Consider the following 16,055-nt stretch of genomic DNA (forward strand, 5'->3'; position numbering starts at 1 on the left):
CGCCGCTACGCCGACTCGGGTCGCCAGAGTTCGAGGCGCGGGATGTCCGGCGGCTCGAAGCCGAGAACCTGACCGTAGAAGGAGAGTTCGGCGTTGCGGGAGCTGATCAGGGTGGCGAGCTTCCGGAATCCGTGCGACTCCCCCTCGTATTCGAGGTAGGCGTGCGGGATGCCCTTCTCCACGAGCGCATCCCGGAACCGTTCTGCCTGCGACGGCGGCACGATCGGGTCGTCGAGCCCCTGCAGTAGTAACACCGGGCAATTCAACCCGGCGACGTTGTTCAGCGGTGCCCGCTCCGCGTAGAGGTCGGCCGACTCGGGCAGCGGGCCGATGAGGCCGTCGATGTAGCGGGATTCGAAATCGTGCGTCTCCTTCACGAAGCCGTCTAGTTCCGCCACACCGAAGTACGAGGCACCGCAGGCGAACACGTCCGACGTCGTCAGCGCCGCGAGGACGGTCCACCCGCCGGCGGATCCGCCCTCGATCGCGAGCCTGCGCGGGTCCGCCATGCCGGCGTCGGCGAGGCCGGTCACCGCCGTCACCACGTCTTCGACGTCGACGACGCCCCACTGGCCGCGCAGCCGGTTGCGGTACTCGCGCCCGTAACCCGTGGACCCGCCGTAGTTCACGTCGACGACCCCGATGCCGCGGCTGGTGAAGAACGCGAACACGGGGTTCAGCGACGGCGCGACCCGCGACGTCGGTCCACCGTGCACGAACGCCACGTACGGCGGCAACTCCCCGTCCTCCCCCTGGTACCGGGGATGCCGCGGCGGGTAGGCGATGACATGGACCTCGCGTTCGGCGCCCTGGAACGTCAGCGTCCGCGCCTCGGGGAGATACGCCGATTCGGGCAGGTCGGTGACGGACAGCCGGACGGTCCGGAGTTCGCCGGTGTCGAGGTCGAGTTCGCGCAGGCCCGCCGGCGTCTGCGCACCGCCGGTGAGCAGCAGGATCCGGTTGCCGTTGCGATCCCCGAGTACCACGCTGGTAAGGCCGTCGAGCGGGATGTCCTCCAGCGAACCGGTCGCCGGATCCAGGACGGCGAGTGTGTCGGTGCCGAACGTCCGGACGGTGAGCAGGGTGCCGTCGTCGCGGCGGGTGTGCCACCGGCCGCCGAGCATCCACAGCGCACCGCCGAAGTCGGCGTCCATCGGGCACAACGCCACCGGCTCGGGGTCGTCGATCCCGACCCGGTAGAGGTTCCACCAGCCGCTGCGGTCGCTGATCGTGTACAGCTCGGCGGGCCCGGACCATTCCGGTTGCAGCACCGATTCCTCGGTGCCGCCGAGAAGGGTACGCACCTGCCCGGTCACCCGGCCGCCCTCGATCGGCACGACCCTGAGCTCGGTACCGTCCCACGGCATCTGGGGGTGGTCCCACGCGATCCAGGCGAGGTGCCTGCGGTCCGGCGACAGCCGCGGGTTGGCCAGGAAATCCGAGCCGGCGACGACGGACCGCACCCGGTGGGCGTCGCCTGCCGCCGAACCGTCCAGCGGAATCACGCAGATGTCGCGGGCGACGCCGCCGTCCGTGTCGTGTGTCTCGCGCACGGCCCACACCTCGCCGTCGACCACCGACAGGTCGCCGTACCGCAGCGAGCAGGGCCGCGGCGGTTCCGGTGTCAGCGGCACCGGTGTTCCGCCTTCCAGCAGATACAGACGCTGATCGCCGAACTCGGCGAACACCAGGTGGCCGGCGTCGGTGACGGTCCAGGCGCCGCCGCCGTACTCGTGGACGCGGGTGCGCGCGTTCCACGGCGCGGGCAGGACGTCCTCCGGTTCGTCGTCGAGTCCGAGGCGCCGCACCGCGACCCGGCCGCCCTCACTGGGTCGAAGTTCCGCCCACCACACGTCGTCGCCCACATAGCGGCCGCCCTCGACGGGGTGTCCACTGGAGGCGAGATCCGCCGCCGCGATCGGAGAGGGCCAGGAACCGTAGGGCGCAGAGGTCATTCGCCGAGGATATTCCGCCGACCCCTACTCCGCAGGCAGCCACGCGCCGTGAAGCCCCGCCGGAACCCGAATCGGCAGCCGCACCTTCCCGATCGGGCCGGCACCGGGATCGTCGGCGGTGAGCACGAAGAACCAGGACGTCATGTCGACGCGGTCGGTGCCGATCATTCCCCAGTACTCGTGGTCGGTGCCGGGCATGAAGATCGGCTCGCCCACCGACACGCTCCCCGGATCCCAATGCGTCTCGGTGCCGCGGGCCGGGTCGAAGAACCAGAGCGAATCCTGCCGCCCCTGACTGCGATCGAGTTTGCCGACGGTGGCCACCGTGCGGTGCCCGCGGGTGAGTTCGCGGTCGTCGACCCGTGGGAACTCGACGTCGCGGTCGCACACCACCTCTCGCGTCATCCGGCCGCTGCCTGGGTCGACGACGGCGCGGATCAGGGAGCCGAGCGACGGCGCCGGAGCCTTCGCGAACCCACCGGGATACGTCCATTCGACGTAGTCGACGCTCACACGTCCGTCGGGTAGATCGAACGCGTTCGCGAAGTGCCACACCCAGTACGCGTCGTGCGTCGACCACCGCACCGGACCGCCGTCGCGGGGTATCAGCGCGATCCTCGTGCCGTCGTCCGGCCGCCAGTCCAGTACGGATCCGCCGGACATCACCGCGGCGACGTCGAAGACCAGGGGGCACAGCATGAGCACGATGTAGCGCTCGGTGAGCGCCATGTCGTGGACCATCAGCGGTGTGTCCACACCCTCGACGGGCGTCGGCGTCCGCGCCACCGAACCGTCGGGGTGCACCACCGACCACGTCAGGTACGGGGGCTCGAGCAGGTAGTTGAACAGCACCATCTCCCCGGTCACCGGGTCGAGCTTGGGGTGCGCGGTGCTCCCGACACTCATCGCCCCGTCGCAGTGCTCGCGCTCCAGCGTGCTCAGGTCGGCAGGGTCGAGCCGGAACGGCAGCGTGGTCTCGGCCATCGCGAGCAGTCGTCCGCCGTGCCGGACGATGTTGATGTCGGGTAGCTCGCGCGATGTGCCCGCCAGTTCGGGCCCCACCTCGTCCTCGGTCGGCGTGTACAGGTCGGTGACGCCGGGCCAGATGACGTGCCCGGCCTTCTCCTCCGCCTCCACCATCGGGGTTCGAACGAACCGGTTGGTGTAGCGGGCGGCGCCGTCCGACAGTTCGACGCGGTGGACCATGCCGTCGCCGTCGAGTGGATAGACGTAGCTGCCGATGGGGTCGAAGCGCGGGTTCGGACCGTTGCGCAGATAGGCGCCGTGGAGATCGGCGGGCAACTCGCCGATCACCGCGAGATTCCGGACGTCCACCTCCTCGCGTTGCGGCGCGAAGATCCCGCTGAGGTGGCTGTGATGCGCGACGTCGACGGGTGCGGGACGGGGAAATACCGGTGCTGACATGTGCGTCGTTCCCTCCGGGCGCGGTGAACACGAAACGGATCGGGCCCCTTCCCGAGGGTACGACGGGCGTCCGCGCGGCCGGGGAGTTTCGACGACGCCGGGGCCCGTCGATACCCACCAGTAGAAATCGGGTTGCCCGGGAGTGGGAGAATGACGCTCGTGAGCAACCCAGACCACGGCCATCACCGCAAGCCGCACCGCAAGCTGGAGCAGTCCACCAAACTCCAGAACGTGCTCTACGAGATTCGTGGACCGGTACATGCCCACGCCGCCCGGCTGGAGGCGGAAGGCCACCGGATCCTCAAGCTCAACATCGGCAACCCCGCACCGTTCGGTTTCGACGCGCCCGACGTGATCATGCGCGACATGATCGCCGCGCTCCCGTACGCGCAGGGGTACTCCGAGTCCAAGGGCATCCTGTCGGCGCGGCGCGCGATCGTCACCCGCTACGAACTGGTCGCGGGATTCCCCGAACTCGACGTCGACGACATCTACCTGGGCAACGGCGTGTCCGAGCTCATCACGATGACGATGCAGGCGCTTCTCGACAACGGCGACGAGGTGCTCATCCCGGCGCCGGACTACCCGCTGTGGACCGCGATGACGAGCCTGGCCGGCGGCACCCCGGTGCATTACCTCTGCGACGAGGGCAACGACTGGAACCCGGACATCGCGGACATCGAGTCGAAGATCACGGACAAGACCAAGGCTCTCCTGGTCATCAACCCGAACAATCCGACGGGTGCGGTGTACTCGATGGAGGTGCTGCAGCAGCTCGTGGACCTGGCCCGCAAGCATCAGCTGCTGCTGCTCGCGGACGAGATCTACGACAAGATCCTCTACGACGACGCCAAGCACATCTCGCTCGCCACGCTGGCCCCGGATCTGCTGTGCCTGACGTTCAACGGTCTGTCGAAGGCATACCGGGTCGCGGGCTACCGGTCCGGCTGGGTCGCCATCACGGGCCCGAAGGAGCACGCCGCGGGATTCCTCGAGGGTCTCGACCTGCTGGCGTCGACGCGGCTGTGCCCGAACGTGCCCGGTCAGCACGCCATCCAGGTGGCGCTCGGCGGACACCAGAGCATCGAGGACCTGATCCTGCCGGGTGGGCGGCTGCTCGAGCAGCGGGACGTGGCCTGGGAACGCCTCAACATGATTCCGGGCGTCTCGTGCGTGAAGCCGAAGGGTGCGCTGTACGCGTTCCCCCGGCTCGATCCGAACGTGTACGAGATCTACGACGACGAGAAGCTGGTCCAGGACCTTCTGCTCCAGGAGAAGATCCTGATGGTGCAGGGCACCGGATTCAACTGGCCGGACCACGACCACCTCCGCATCGTGACGTTGCCGTGGGCGCGCGATCTCGCTGTCGCCATCGAGCGGTTCGGTAATTTCCTCACCAGCTACAAGCAGTAGGATCGAGGCACAGCAAGCGACACGCGCGTCGCTTGCGTGTCTCCTGGGGGAAAAAGAATGGTCACCAGCACCCGCGCGCGTTTCGGACAATTCGTCCACAAACGACGCCGTTTGCTGAACCTCACGCAGGACGAGGTCACCGCCGCGGGTGGTCCGTCCGACGCCGCGCAGACCCGGGCCGAGAACGGAACCGGCCCGGATCCGAGCATCGAAACCCTCCGCAAACTGGACGTCGCGCTCCGGTGGGCGCCGGGCAGCGCAGCGCGCACCCTCGACGGTGGGCATCCGACGCCGCTCGAGGCGCTGGACGGGGACGACCGGTCGCATCCCACGCGACCGCTGACCCTCGGGCCGTCGGAGATTCCGCTCGATCTGGACACGATCATCGAGATCCTCGGGCCGCACACCCGGATCACCGAACTCAGCGCGGCGCACCCCGAGGTACCGGGGCTGGCCGAGGCCGCGGGCGAACTGAGCAAGGTGGTCTCGAAGATCACCGGCGCGTACGTGACGCGGTTGCTGGAAGTCAATGGGGGTCCCGCCGGGCCCCGGCAGCCGCTGGTGGAATTCGCGTTCGGGCACCTGCTGGAGGTTCCGTCGACGGTCACCGATCCCCGCGAACGCGAGGAGGCGCTGTACCGCCGGTTCCTCTACGGCCGGGAGGAGGATCTCGACGCGGCCACCCGGGAACGGTTCTGGCGTCGATGGGAGGACGCGGTGAAACTCGTGGCCACCGACGATCCCGACCGCAGCGGAGACACGGAGGTGAACGCATGACCGGCGTGCCATTGTCGGTGCGGGTGAACCGCCTGTTCTCACTCGCCCACGACCTCGACGGCCCGGAACCGGGCGACGACACCGTCGCCGCGGGTGTGTCCCGGATACTCGGCCGCCCCGTCGAGCCGTCGGTGATCGAGTCGCTGCGCAGCAACGATCACCACCCGGCCGAGCCGGATGTCGTGCGTGCGGTCGCACAGCACTTCCACGCCCCCGAGCAGTACCTCGCAGCCGACGGCTACCACGAGTACGACACCCTCGTGCGGTTCAAGATCGCGGTCCGCGAGGCCGGGGTCCGGCACCTGTCCATGCGCTCGCTCGACGCCGGCGCCGAGCCGACCACCGCCGAGATGGAATCGCTGATCCCGCTCCTGGAGAATTTGCGGAACAATCCCGGACCCGTGCCGGTCGCGGCGCCGGAGCCCCGTCAGACCTGAGCGGCGACGCGTGCCGGCCGCTCGGGTCCACCGAACTGCGGCAGGCGCCGGGCCCAGAGCGCCGCCGCCTGGTGCTCGGCCTCCCGCCAGTGGTCGGCCAGCTGCGCCAGCTCCCACGGTTCGCCGCCGACGTCGGTGCCGAACAGGTGCGTGGTCCCGCCGGTGCCGTGCGGCCGGTGACCGGCGGTCCGGGCCAGGCACGCAAGATGCAGCCGGGTCGCCGTGACCACGGGTGGCGCACTGTCGGCGAGCCCACCGAGTTCGAACACCACGTGCCGGTCGAGGATCATGATCGCGTCGCGGATCTCGACGCTCATGCGGTCCAGGCGGTCGCGGGCGGACAGTGTCCGGCGATCCTCCGGACGCAGTTCCAGCACCACCTCGGGCACCGCGCCGGTGAGGGTCCGCCACATCGGCTGCAGTCGGCGCGTGACCCGCCGCGACCGCCGCCGATGACCGAGAACCCGGGCCACCGGTCCCACCGAGATGAGCGCGCCGGCCGACACGGCGAGCAGGCGGATGAATGCCCCTGAGTCGCTGTGCGATTCGGTCAGGACGTTGTCCTCACTGACCGCGTTGACCATGCCGGTCGTCACGACGATCCCCATGTCGACGACCTCGAACAGCGACAGGGCGATGACGGCGAGAAACACCCGGCGTTCGTGTCCCGCGGTTGCGCTGCGCACCGCCTTCAGGGAGATCCACAGGTTGAGCAGGGCGACGGCGAGGATCGGGGTGGCGTAGGTGATGCAGTACGCCGCGAAGAGCCAGCCGCCCTCGTCGGCGACGGCGACGCCCCGCGACCGCGCGGGCGTGCTCAGCGCGATCAGAATCGCCCCCGCCACGAGGCAGACCGACAGCGAGACGGTGTGAATGCGGGGAAGACGCGCTGGGCCGAGCGCCCACGCCGAGAAGAGGCTGATCAGCGACGCCGCGGTGAGCATGATGCAGATGTTGCTCAGAGTGTTCCCGAACCCGTGTCCGAACCAGAGGTCGAGCCAGTGCTGCGCCAGTGATCGCTGGAGCACCAGGGACAGGGAGGCGAAGACGAGGGCGGCATTCATCCGGCGTTCGGCGACCGTCGACCGGACGAGCGCCAGGCGGAGGAGGGTCGTCGCCCAGACGAGGGCGAGGAGCGGCCAGCTCACATAGGTGGGCGGTTCGTACACGGCGTCAGAATGTTCCGAGCATCCGGGACACGCGCGCGTCACCGAGGGCGGCGTCGCTCGCCCGCGCCCGGCGACCCGCCATGATCAGGGTGGCGAGGAGTTCCGCCTCGTATTCCTGATCGTTCGAATAGTTGGACCTGCCCAGCATTCTGACCACGCGCGCCGTGTCGACCGACGGTGCGGCCTCGGTCAGCACGGCCGAGTCGACGGAGGTGTCTCCGACGGCATCGCGATCGTGCCCGAGCACCATGTGCGCCAATTCGTGGCAGATGATGTGGGTGGCGTGGACGTCCGACATTCCCGCGGCGTACAGGATCACGTCGTCGTCGTCCCGCGCGAGCCAGAGGCCGGAGTGCCCGCCCTGCACCAGTGCGTGGGTGACCGGAACCAGGCGGATCGGACGCCCGCGCCGTGCCGCTACGTCGGCGACGAGCCGATCCCTGTTCCAGGGCACGGGAATACCCATCTCCGCCACGATCCGGCGAAGATGGTTGCTGGATCGCGACTGCCGCGAGATTCGCACTGGAACACCTCCGAACGGCCATAATCCTAGGCCGTCGCGGTGCGAGGTCACGACATGTGGGCGATTTCACCTACCCGGTTGACGAATACCCCCACCGTGTCGGTAGATTGGCTACCGGCACCTCGAGTGCCGCGAGCACCTGTCGCCCCTCCCCCCCTGTGGGCGCCAGGTTGGTGGCGGGGTCAACCCCCCCTGTACCCCGCCACCCAGCTCGGCAACTCTCTCCGCACAGCGTGTCAGCGTCCGCGGAACACACCCCTCGTTCGAAGTTCCGGACCACTTTTGCGTGGAGTTCGGCGTTCGCTGCAGATTAGCTGCTGCGTGCCATGCTTCGATATCTAATCACACCGGCGACATATAAGCGACACGAAGGCAATACGAGCCTGGCGGATCGGCAACAGCGGTACCTCACGCCACTTCCGTCACGGCGGGACCGGCCGCGGTCCGGCTACCCTGTCGTGCGTGCGGAGACTATCCCCCCAGCAGCCGACGCGATGCGGCCGATGAGCGAATTCCACGGACACGGACACGGCCACGGCCACGGCCACAGTGACGGTCCGGCGCCGATGGGTCCGGTGGCCGCGAAGGTGGTCGTCGGACTCCTCGTCGCCATCGGTGTCGCGGTGCTCGCCGGCGCGATCGCGTTGTGGCCCGGCACGCCGAGCGTCGACGTCGAGCAGCCGTTCCAGAGCGCCCAGGGTGGTGCGGTGGTGACGGAGTCGGGCACGGTCACGATGCAGAACATCGGCGACTGCGGGAGTCCGTCCGCGGGTCGCGCGTTCACGGGTGCGCCGCTGCCGCCGCCCGCGGGCGCGTACGAGTGCCAGCGCAGCATCGTCGACATCGAGTCCGGTCCGAACAGCGGCACCCAGACGCTGCTCGAGATCATTCCCGGACCCGGTCAGCCCGACCTGCGGGTGGGCGAGAACATCCGGTTGGCCCGCCAGACGGATGTGAACGGGACGACGGAGTACTCGTTCGAGGATTTTGCCCGCGGCCTGCCCGTCACCCTCATCGCACTCGCATTTGCTGTGGTGGTGATCGCGGTGGCGCGCTGGCGCGGGTTCCGCGCGCTGGTCGGCATCGTCGTCTCGTTCGGCGTGCTCGTTCTGTTCACCCTTCCGGCGCTACTGGACGGACAGCCGGCGATCCCGGTGGCTCTCGTCTCCGGCGCCGTGATCCTGTACGCCGTGTTGTACCTGGCGCACGGTGTGTCACTGCGCACCAGTTCGGCGTTGCTGGGCACGCTCGCGTCGATGCTCCTGGCGGCGGTCCTCTCCTACGCGACCATCGAGATGACGCGTCTGACCGGGCTGTCCGAGGAGCAGAACACCAACGTCCAGACGTACATTCAGCACGTCAGCATCACCGGGCTTCTGCTGGCCGGGTTCATCATCGGCTCGCTGGGTGTGCTCAACGACGTGACCATCACGCAGGCCGCGTCGGCGTTCGAACTGGCGTCGCTGGACCCGGGCGCCTCCCGGCGTCAGATCTTCGGTTCGGCGATGCGGGTCGGCCGCGATCACATCGCCAGCACCGTCTACACCCTCGTCCTGGCCTATGCGGGCGGCGCGCTGCCGCTGTTGTTGCTGTTCACGGTGGCAGGGCGGTCGATCCAGGACGTGCTGCTCAGCGACGCCGTCGCCATCGAGATCGTGCGGTCCGCGGTCGGCGGCATCGCCCTGGCGCTGTCGGTTCCGCTGACCACCGCGATCGCGGTGATGTTGGCGCGGCCGATCGGCGCGGGTCCGTCGGGTGCGGCGCCCGCGGTGAAACCGTCACGGGGTGGCCGCCACTCCAAGTAGCGGCGAGTGCCCTAGCTGAAGGCGCCGAACTCCCGGAGCACGATGAAGATGATGGCGATGACCATGAGCGCGTACACGGTCAGCATCGTCACCTTGGCCGCCTGCTCGCTGGTGGGCGGGAACATCTTCAGGATCGGCTTCGTATAGGCGACCAGCCGGCGCGTTTCGTCCGGTGCAGCGGGTGTCGAAGGCCGGGAAACGCTGGGAGTGCCGTGGAACTCCGCGGGATTTGCAGTCATTGCACACATCCTCTCTACGCCGAACCATTTCCATCGTAGGCCCGCGAAGCCGCGGCGACTACGTTCCCGGGAACCTGGGGAGTTCGGGCAGCTGGAGGGGCGGCAACTGGATCTGCGGCAGACCGGGGAACAGAGGCGCCGGCGGCGGTGGCGGCGCGGGTACCGGGTCGGGAATCCGGATCTGGGACGCCGTCTGCACGGGTGCCTCGACAGCCTCGGACGTCGGAGGCGGCGGGAGCGGCGTCGGTGACGGTGTGGCCATCTCGGTGACGGTGGGCGGCTCGGTGACGAGTTGCGTGGTCACGGGCTGGGACGTGCCCTCCGTGCGCCCCAGTAGGGTGCCGCCGTACCCGAGTCCGAGCCCGATCACCGCGATGACAGCGAGCGCACTTCCCGCCAGTGCGGCTCCCCGGATCTGGAGTTTGGCGACCTGCTGACTCGGTGGCGGCGCGGCAGCGCTCAGCCAGGACGGAATGCTCGACGGCGCACCGCTGCGCGCGACTGCCGCAGTCGGAGCACGGCGTGACGGCCCGGCCTCGAACACGGGCGCCGGCGTGTGATGCGGCGGGAGCACCGTCGCGACGGGCACGGGCGGAACCACCTGCTGCGCGAGCAGCGCAGCACCCTGTGCCGCAACGAGTTCGGGGTGATCGGGAACGATGACGGGCAACCCGAGCCACGATTCGAGCACCGACCGCACGAGCGGAATCCGGGCGCCGCCGCCGACGAGAACCATGGCATCCGGGACTCGTCCGCTTCTCTCGATCACGTCGCGGGCGAGGCGCGCCGAGGATTCGACGGTGACACCGATCAGTCCGTCGAACACGTCCCGCGAGAGCAACAGCAGCCCGCCGTCGCCCGGTACCGCGACGGCGCCACCGGTCGACAGCCGCTCCTTCGCCTCACGACAGCGGCAGTCGAGCGCGAGGCTCTCGGCAGCGTCGCCCGGCGCGTCGATGCGCTTGTTCTCCAACTGGTTGTCGCGGATCAATCCGTCGAAGACGTCCCCACTCACCGTGTCGGTGCGGGTCGTCTCCACCACGTCGCCCGTCGCCCGGTCGACGACACTCACCGTGAGGCCGGAGCTGCCGAGGTCGTAGAAGACGAGCGTCCGGTGGTCGGCGAGGGCGCCCGACGCATCGAGGAACGCCAGCGCCGCCGAGGCTTCCGTGACGAGTTGGTAGTCGACGAGTTGCTGCCGAGCCATCGCCGCCTGCACGGCGCCGGCCTGGGCTTCGTCGCGGTAGGCGACGCCGGTGGCGTGCACCTGCCCGGCGCCCGGCGTGCCCGCGAGGACGACGCCGATCGATTCGGCGGCGAGTTCCTCGGGCCGGTCGGGACCCGCGGCGACGACCTGGGCAAGGAAGTCGGGAAGGTGCCGGCTCCCGGTGCCGTCACGGTTCACGGAGTCGGGTCGCGCCAAGCGCACAGCGCTCGCACCGACCGACACACCTAGAACCGAACTCATGGGCCGCCTAACTCGACTGTGCACGGGTTCGATCCGGAATCCCCCCACTCCATGGCCCGCAGTCTAGCGAAGTGGTCCGACCGAGCAACCGAGCAACCGTTCGGCCGCAAGCGAAATCAGAAGTTGCTGGCGATGATCACGCCGGCGATGCCGGTGCCCAGCGGCACGAACGTGCACGGCGGCACCACGGCGTGGGTGGGGTCGAGGGTGTTGAGCACCAGTTGCTGGGTGAACGGGTCGTAGGGAAGGTTGAAATGTCCGGTCTGATCCAGCGGGCACAGATCCTGGACGAGGATGTTCGTCGCACCGGGATCGTGCAGCGCCACGTTGGTGTACGGCTGGATCACCTCGTCGTACCGCGTCCCGATGGTCGTGTACTCCACCCCGGGCACGGTGTCGCCTCCGGCGTTGAGGGCGGTGAGGAAATCCGATCCCTGCACCTGCTCGGCGAGCGCCTCCGAACCGAAGCGCTCGATCAGTTCGGTGCCGCCGGGAACGGACGTCACCGCCGTCGCGATCCCGAAGAACGTCCCGCCGTAGGTCGGGGATGCCAGACCGATCCACCGGTTCACGTGGGCCGCTCCGCCGAGCCTGTTGATGTAGTACCGGGCCACCGTCGCGCCCTGCGAGTGCCCGATCACGTCGACCTTCGACGCGCCCGTCACGGACAGCACCCGGGCGACGAAGTCGTCCAGTTCGTGTGCCCCCTCGGTCATCGTCTCCATGCCGTAGTGCTCGGTGCCCGGTTTCTGCCCGTAGTTGAGGGCGAACAGGCAGTAGCCGGCCGCCTTCAGTCGAGGGCTCAACCCCGCCCAGTTCGCGTAGGCACTGCCGTCGCTGCCGTGGACGAGCACCACCGGACGCGGGTGTGCGGCATCGGGATGGCAGGTGAAGTCGTTCACACCCGGGGGCGCGGAGTGCGGGTGCTGTTCGGCGTAGGTGATGGCGTCGCCCGCCTGGGACTGCGGGGGCCCGGGCTGGGTCGGGACCTCCATCGCGTCGGCGGGAACCGCGAGGAACGCCATCGCCGCGCAGAGCAGCAGCACCTGAGATAAGCGACCCGAGATCACCATGGTCACGCCCCCGATCCGACGCCGTTTTCGGCGAGGCTACCGGTCCGGCGGCCCCGGCGGGACGATCCATCCGAATCCCGTTACCGAACCGCGCGGTCCGATCTGTTCGTGACCCGACCGCAACCTGCGGCCCGCAGGTCAGCCCCGGCCGAGCCCCCGGTAGACCCACCCGGCGGCGCGCCATTCCGCGGCGTCGAGGCAGTTGCGGCCGTCGACCATCACCCGCGCGCGGACCACGCCGTTCAGGTCGTCCGGGCGCAGCGCCGCGAATTCCGCCCACTCGGTGAGCACGAGCACCGCGTCGGCGTTGTCGCACGCCTCGACGGCCGACGTCGCGTAGTTCAGCGTGGGAAACAGCCGTCGTGAGTTGTCGAGTGCCTTCGGGTCGTAGACGCTAACCACCGCGCCGTGCAACTGCATCATTCCCGCGACGTTCAGCGCGGGGGAATCACGGACGTCGTCGGATTCCGGTTTGAAGGCCGCTCCGAGCACCGCGACGTTGGCGCCGAGCAGCGACCCTCCGCATGCCTGCGCCGCCAACTCGACCATCCGGGTGCGTCGTCGCATGTTGATGCTGTCGACCTCCCGGAGGAAGTGCAGCGCCTGGTTCGCGCCCAGTTCGCCGGCCCGGGCCATGAACGCGCGGATGTCCTTGGGTAGGCAGCCGCCGCCGAAGCCGAGCCCGGCGTTGAGGAATCTCCGGCCGATCCGCTCGTCGTATCCCAGCGCGTCGGCGAGTTGGGTGACATCGGCTCCGGTGGCCTCGCACACCTCGGAGATCGCGTTGATGAAGGAGATCTTGGTGGCGAGGAACGCGTTCGCCGACACCTTGACCAGTTCCGCGGTGGCGAGGTCGGTGACCAGGAACGGGATGTCCTCGGCCAGCAGCCGGGCATACAGTTCGCGCAATGCGGTCTCGACTCGCCCCGGGCGCTGCTGGTCGACGCCGAGCACCATGCGGTCGGGGTGCAGGGTGTCCTGGACGGCGAATCCCTCGCGGAGGAACTCCGGGTTCCACGCGACCTCCACGCCGTCGCCCGCGGGCGCGAGCGCCCGGGCCCGCGCACCCAGATCCGCCGCCGTGCCGACCGGAACCGTCGACTTTCCGACGATCACCGCGGGACGGTCCAGCAGCGGCGCCAGCGTGTCGATCACCGAATGCACGTGCCGCAGGTCGGCGGCGTACTCCCCCTTCTTCTGCGGGGTGCCGACACCGAGGAAGTGCAGGTCCGCGAACGCCGCGGCCTCGGCGTACGACGTGGTGAACTGCAACCGGCCGGCGTCGATGTTCCGCCGCAGAACCTCCACCAGTCCGGGCTCGTAGAACGGGACCTCGCCGGAGGTGAGCTTCGCCACTTTTCCGGGATCGATGTCGACGCCGAGAACGTCGTGGCCCAGTTCCGCCATACAGGCGGCGTGGGTGGCTCCCAGGTATCCGGTTCCAAACACGGTGCAGCGCATGCACCCTTGATAACCAGTGCAGGTGAGCGCGATATTTCCCCGGCTGATGTTCGAAGCCAACAGTGCGTGTACGGACGGTGCGGGCCGAGACCCTATGCTTCGCCCATGCATGTTCTCTTCGTCTGCACCGGAAACGTCTGCCGCTCCCCAACGGCTGAGCGCCTCGCAGTGGCCTACGCCGAGGAGCTCGGGATCACCGATCTGACTGCCGAAAGTGCAGGTACGCGCGCCGCGGTCGGCCGCCCGATGGAACCGACGGCCGCGCAAGTCCTCGAAGGGCTCGGCGGCGACCCCAGCGAGTTCACCGCACGGATGCTCACCGCCGACCTCGCAGTGGACGCCGATCTGGTGCTGACGATGACCGAGCGTCAGCGCGAGAAGGTGCTGGCACTCGCACCGGAGCAGCTGAAGAAGACGTTCACCCTCCGGGAGGCGGCCCGCCTCGCGGAGGCCGCGGATGCGAAATCCGTGGCCGATCTGGCGGCGGCACGTCCCAGGCACAAGGCGGGCGAGACGCCCGAGGACGTGCCGGACCCGATGGGACAGGACGAGAACACGTTCCTGGCCATCGGGTCCGAGATCGCCGATCTACTGGGTGTGATTACGCGGAGCGTCCGCCTCTGACCAGGAGTCCTGGTCGTCACGGTAGCGGCGGGTGCGCCGGGGTGCGGAAGGCATCGGTGCGTCCGCCTGCTGCTCGTGGCCGTACTGGTCGGGACCTCCGTACCACTGCTGGTCCTGGTACGCCGGGGCGCCCTGGTAGGCCGGGACGTCCTGCGGTTCTCCCCCGTCCTGACCGTACGGGTGCGGCGTGTACTCGTCGTGCACGTACTGGGCCTGCTGAGGCTGGGCCTGCGGAGGTGCCGGCGGCCGCGGCGCCTGCTGCAGAACGGGCGGCTGCGGGACGGAAGCCTGCGCGGGGGCGGCCTGCTGCATCTGCGGCAGCGACTTGTCGGTCTCGTAGTAGTACTTGTACTCGTACACACCCCGACCGCGGCTCGGCGTCATCGTGATGATCGTCCCGAGGATGGTCGCACCCACGCTGTGCAGGTTGCCCACCGCCCGAGAGAGCTGATCTCGCTTGGTTTCGGCGTGCCGCGCGATGACCAGCGCACCATCCGACATCGCGGTGAGCACGGTCGCGTCGGTGACCGGCAGCAACGGGGACGCGTCGACGATCACGTAGTCGAATCGTCCGCGCAGCTCGGCCAGCGCCTGGCGGGCGGTTTCCGTTCCGAGGAGCTCACTCGGATTCGGGGGGATCGGGCCGGACGCCAGGACGGTGAGGCCCGAGTACTGCGTCGGCTGGAGCACGGCGTCGAGGTCGGCCTTGCCGGCCAGGACGCTGCTGAGGCCGACGGAACCGACGACACCGAGGTACTTCGACACTCGGGGCTTGCGGAGGTCGCCCTCGACCAGGCACACGTTCTGGCCGCCCTCCGCGAGCACGAGGGCGATGTTGATGGCGGTGGTGGTCTTGCCCTCGCTGGGCAGCGAACTGGTGACGACGATGACGCGCGGCGGGTTGTCGACCTCGAGGAATTGCAGGTTGGTCCGCAGCTCCCGGTAGGACTCGGCGCTCGACGAGTTGCCTTCGGCGAAGTTGATGGCCTGCTGCGTCTGCCGGTCCTTGTCGAACGGGATGGTGCCGATCAGCGCCGAGCCGGCCAGTTCCTCGACGGTGCGCCGATCCTTGACCGTGTTGTCGAGGCGATCCCGCAGGACGGCGAAGGCGATGCCGAGCAGGAGCCCGACCGCGGCACCCAGCGCGAGGTTGCGCAGCGTCTTGGGTGAGACAGGAGCGGAAGGGGTCTGCGCCTGCTGTTCGACGACCACGCGAGCGGCGGGGGCGCCGCCCTTCTCCGGGGTCTCGAGCTCACGGGCCATGACGACGAACTCGTCGGACAGCGCGTTGGCGATGTCGCGGGCGCGTTCCGGCGACGGATCCTGCACCTTGACGTCGATCAGCACGGTGTCGGGCGCGGAGCTGGCCTTCACCTGGGAGGCGAGCGCCGCGGCCGAGCCGCCGAGATCGAGCTTGTCGATCGTCCGCTGGGCGAGGGTCTCGCCGGTGAGCAGTTTCGTGTAGGACGTCACCCGCTGCTGCGAGAACAGGTTGCCCTGGTAGACCTCGTTCACCGAGGATCCGGCGGACGTCGACACGAACAACCGTGTCGAGGCTTCGTAGATCGGCGTCGTCATCAACGACGCCCCCAGCGCGCCGAGGATCGCTACCACGGTGGTGATCGCGATGATCTTCCATCGGGATTGCAGAATTCGCAGGTAGTCCTGAATTTCCATTATCGAGTC

At 68.9% G+C, this 16,055-nt stretch carries 14 protein-coding genes; 5 read left to right on the forward strand and 9 right to left on the reverse strand.

The genetic code is table 11. The annotated features are described in order from the left end of the window. Window positions 1–5: 5 nt before the first annotated feature. A complete protein-coding gene (locus tag H0B43_RS09185) occupies window positions 6–1,955 on the reverse strand; it encodes a prolyl oligopeptidase family serine peptidase (protein WP_185728198.1) in 1,950 nt (649 codons plus the stop codon). Window positions 1,956–1,979: 24 nt separating this feature from the next. Then, entirely contained in the window at window positions 1,980–3,380 is a 1,401-nt protein-coding gene (locus tag H0B43_RS09190; protein WP_185728197.1) for a carotenoid oxygenase family protein, read from the reverse strand. A 150-nt stretch (window positions 3,381–3,530) separates the two neighbouring features. On the opposite strand from H0B43_RS09190, the gene H0B43_RS09195 reads away from it, so the two are divergent. Genes H0B43_RS09195 through H0B43_RS09205 form a run of 3 tightly spaced genes read left to right on the forward strand, consistent with a single transcriptional unit; the run spans window position 3,531 to window position 6,007 of the window. After that, window positions 3,531–4,793, forward strand: a complete 1,263-nt coding sequence (locus tag H0B43_RS09195; protein ID WP_011597655.1) for a pyridoxal phosphate-dependent aminotransferase — start codon at window positions 3,531–3,533, stop codon at window positions 4,791–4,793. Window positions 4,794–4,850: 57 nt separating this feature from the next. Then, a complete protein-coding gene (locus H0B43_RS09200; RefSeq protein WP_185728196.1) occupies window positions 4,851–5,570 on the forward strand; it encodes a helix-turn-helix domain-containing protein in 720 nt (239 codons plus the stop codon). Then, complete coding sequence (locus tag H0B43_RS09205) at window positions 5,567–6,007, forward strand: hypothetical protein (RefSeq protein ID WP_185728195.1); 441 nt, start codon at window positions 5,567–5,569, stop codon at window positions 6,005–6,007. The genes H0B43_RS09200 and H0B43_RS09205 overlap by 4 nt, the downstream gene beginning before the upstream one ends. Here H0B43_RS09205 and H0B43_RS09210 read toward each other — a convergent pair. Both H0B43_RS09210 and H0B43_RS09215 read right to left on the reverse strand, forming a co-directional pair. Beyond that, the gene (locus H0B43_RS09210) at window positions 5,998–7,176 is read right to left on the reverse strand and encodes an MAB_1171c family putative transporter (RefSeq protein ID WP_185728194.1); all 1,179 of its coding nucleotides are present in this window, start codon (window positions 7,174–7,176) and stop codon (window positions 5,998–6,000) included. The genes H0B43_RS09205 and H0B43_RS09210 overlap by 10 nt on opposite strands. 4 nt (window positions 7,177–7,180) lie before the next feature. Further along, a complete protein-coding gene (locus H0B43_RS09215) occupies window positions 7,181–7,642 on the reverse strand; it encodes a hypothetical protein (RefSeq protein WP_213015110.1) in 462 nt (153 codons plus the stop codon). A gap of 560 nt (window positions 7,643–8,202) precedes the next feature. Here H0B43_RS09215 and H0B43_RS09220 point away from each other — a divergent pair. Continuing rightward, on the forward strand, window positions 8,203–9,504 hold the full coding sequence (locus H0B43_RS09220; RefSeq protein ID WP_185728192.1) for a YibE/F family protein: 1,302 nt from the start codon (window positions 8,203–8,205) through the stop codon (window positions 9,502–9,504). An 11-nt stretch (window positions 9,505–9,515) separates the two neighbouring features. On the opposite strand, the gene H0B43_RS09225 is transcribed toward H0B43_RS09220, so the two are convergent. The 4 genes from H0B43_RS09225 to H0B43_RS09240 form a co-directional block, all read right to left on the reverse strand. Continuing rightward, window positions 9,516–9,743, reverse strand: coding sequence for a hypothetical protein (locus tag H0B43_RS09225; protein WP_185728191.1), 228 nt, complete (start codon window positions 9,741–9,743; stop codon window positions 9,516–9,518). Window positions 9,744–9,801: 58 nt separating this feature from the next. After that, window positions 9,802–11,211, reverse strand: coding sequence for an Hsp70 family protein (locus H0B43_RS09230; RefSeq protein ID WP_185728190.1), 1,410 nt, complete (start codon window positions 11,209–11,211; stop codon window positions 9,802–9,804). A gap of 116 nt (window positions 11,212–11,327) precedes the next feature. Next, a complete protein-coding gene (locus H0B43_RS09235) occupies window positions 11,328–12,236 on the reverse strand; it encodes a triacylglycerol lipase (RefSeq protein ID WP_252190225.1) in 909 nt (302 codons plus the stop codon). 186 nt (window positions 12,237–12,422) lie between these two features. Beyond that, the gene (locus H0B43_RS09240; protein ID WP_185728189.1) at window positions 12,423–13,745 is read right to left on the reverse strand and encodes a UDP-glucose/GDP-mannose dehydrogenase family protein; all 1,323 of its coding nucleotides are present in this window, start codon (window positions 13,743–13,745) and stop codon (window positions 12,423–12,425) included. 105 nt (window positions 13,746–13,850) lie between these two features. Between H0B43_RS09240 and H0B43_RS09245 the strand changes: the two genes are divergently transcribed. After that, window positions 13,851–14,369 carry a protein tyrosine phosphatase gene (locus H0B43_RS09245; protein WP_185728188.1) on the forward strand — a complete coding sequence of 173 codons (519 nt, stop codon included), beginning with the start codon at window positions 13,851–13,853 and terminating at the stop codon, window positions 14,367–14,369. Here H0B43_RS09245 and H0B43_RS09250 read toward each other — a convergent pair. Next, window positions 14,334–16,046, reverse strand: a complete 1,713-nt coding sequence (locus H0B43_RS09250) for a polysaccharide biosynthesis tyrosine autokinase (protein WP_185728187.1) — start codon at window positions 16,044–16,046, stop codon at window positions 14,334–14,336. The two genes, H0B43_RS09245 and H0B43_RS09250, sit on opposite strands and share 36 nt — an antisense overlap. Window positions 16,047–16,055: the final 9 nt, after the last annotated feature.

The organism is Rhodococcus sp. 4CII (assembly GCF_014256275.1).
Taxonomy (GTDB): Bacteria; Actinomycetota; Actinomycetes; order Mycobacteriales; family Mycobacteriaceae; genus Rhodococcus_F; species Rhodococcus_F wratislaviensis_A.

Coding starts and splice junctions, on each gene's coding strand:
- H0B43_RS09215 (WP_213015110.1), bottom strand. CDS start 7,642: ATGGGTATTCCCGTGCCCTGGAACAGGGATCGGCTCGTCGCCGACGTA.
- H0B43_RS09225 (WP_185728191.1), bottom strand. CDS start 9,743: ATGACTGCAAATCCCGCGGAGTTCCACGGCACTCCCAGCGTTTCCCGG.
- H0B43_RS09185 (WP_185728198.1), bottom strand. CDS start 1,955: ATGACCTCTGCGCCCTACGGTTCCTGGCCCTCTCCGATCGCGGCGGCG.
- H0B43_RS09235 (WP_252190225.1), bottom strand. CDS start 12,236: ATGGCGTTCCTCGCGGTTCCCGCCGACGCGATGGAGGTCCCGACCCAG.
- H0B43_RS09190 (WP_185728197.1), bottom strand. CDS start 3,380: ATGTCAGCACCGGTATTTCCCCGTCCCGCACCCGTCGACGTCGCGCAT.
- H0B43_RS09230 (WP_185728190.1), bottom strand. CDS start 11,211: ATGAGTTCGGTTCTAGGTGTGTCGGTCGGTGCGAGCGCTGTGCGCTTG.
- H0B43_RS09195 (WP_011597655.1), top strand. CDS start 3,531: ATGACGCTCGTGAGCAACCCAGACCACGGCCATCACCGCAAGCCGCAC.
- H0B43_RS09245 (WP_185728188.1), top strand. CDS start 13,851: ATGCATGTTCTCTTCGTCTGCACCGGAAACGTCTGCCGCTCCCCAACG.
- H0B43_RS09205 (WP_185728195.1), top strand. CDS start 5,567: ATGACCGGCGTGCCATTGTCGGTGCGGGTGAACCGCCTGTTCTCACTC.
- H0B43_RS09200 (WP_185728196.1), top strand. CDS start 4,851: ATGGTCACCAGCACCCGCGCGCGTTTCGGACAATTCGTCCACAAACGA.
- H0B43_RS09220 (WP_185728192.1), top strand. CDS start 8,203: ATGAGCGAATTCCACGGACACGGACACGGCCACGGCCACGGCCACAGT.
- H0B43_RS09240 (WP_185728189.1), bottom strand. CDS start 13,745: ATGCGCTGCACCGTGTTTGGAACCGGATACCTGGGAGCCACCCACGCC.
- H0B43_RS09250 (WP_185728187.1), bottom strand. CDS start 16,046: ATGGAAATTCAGGACTACCTGCGAATTCTGCAATCCCGATGGAAGATC.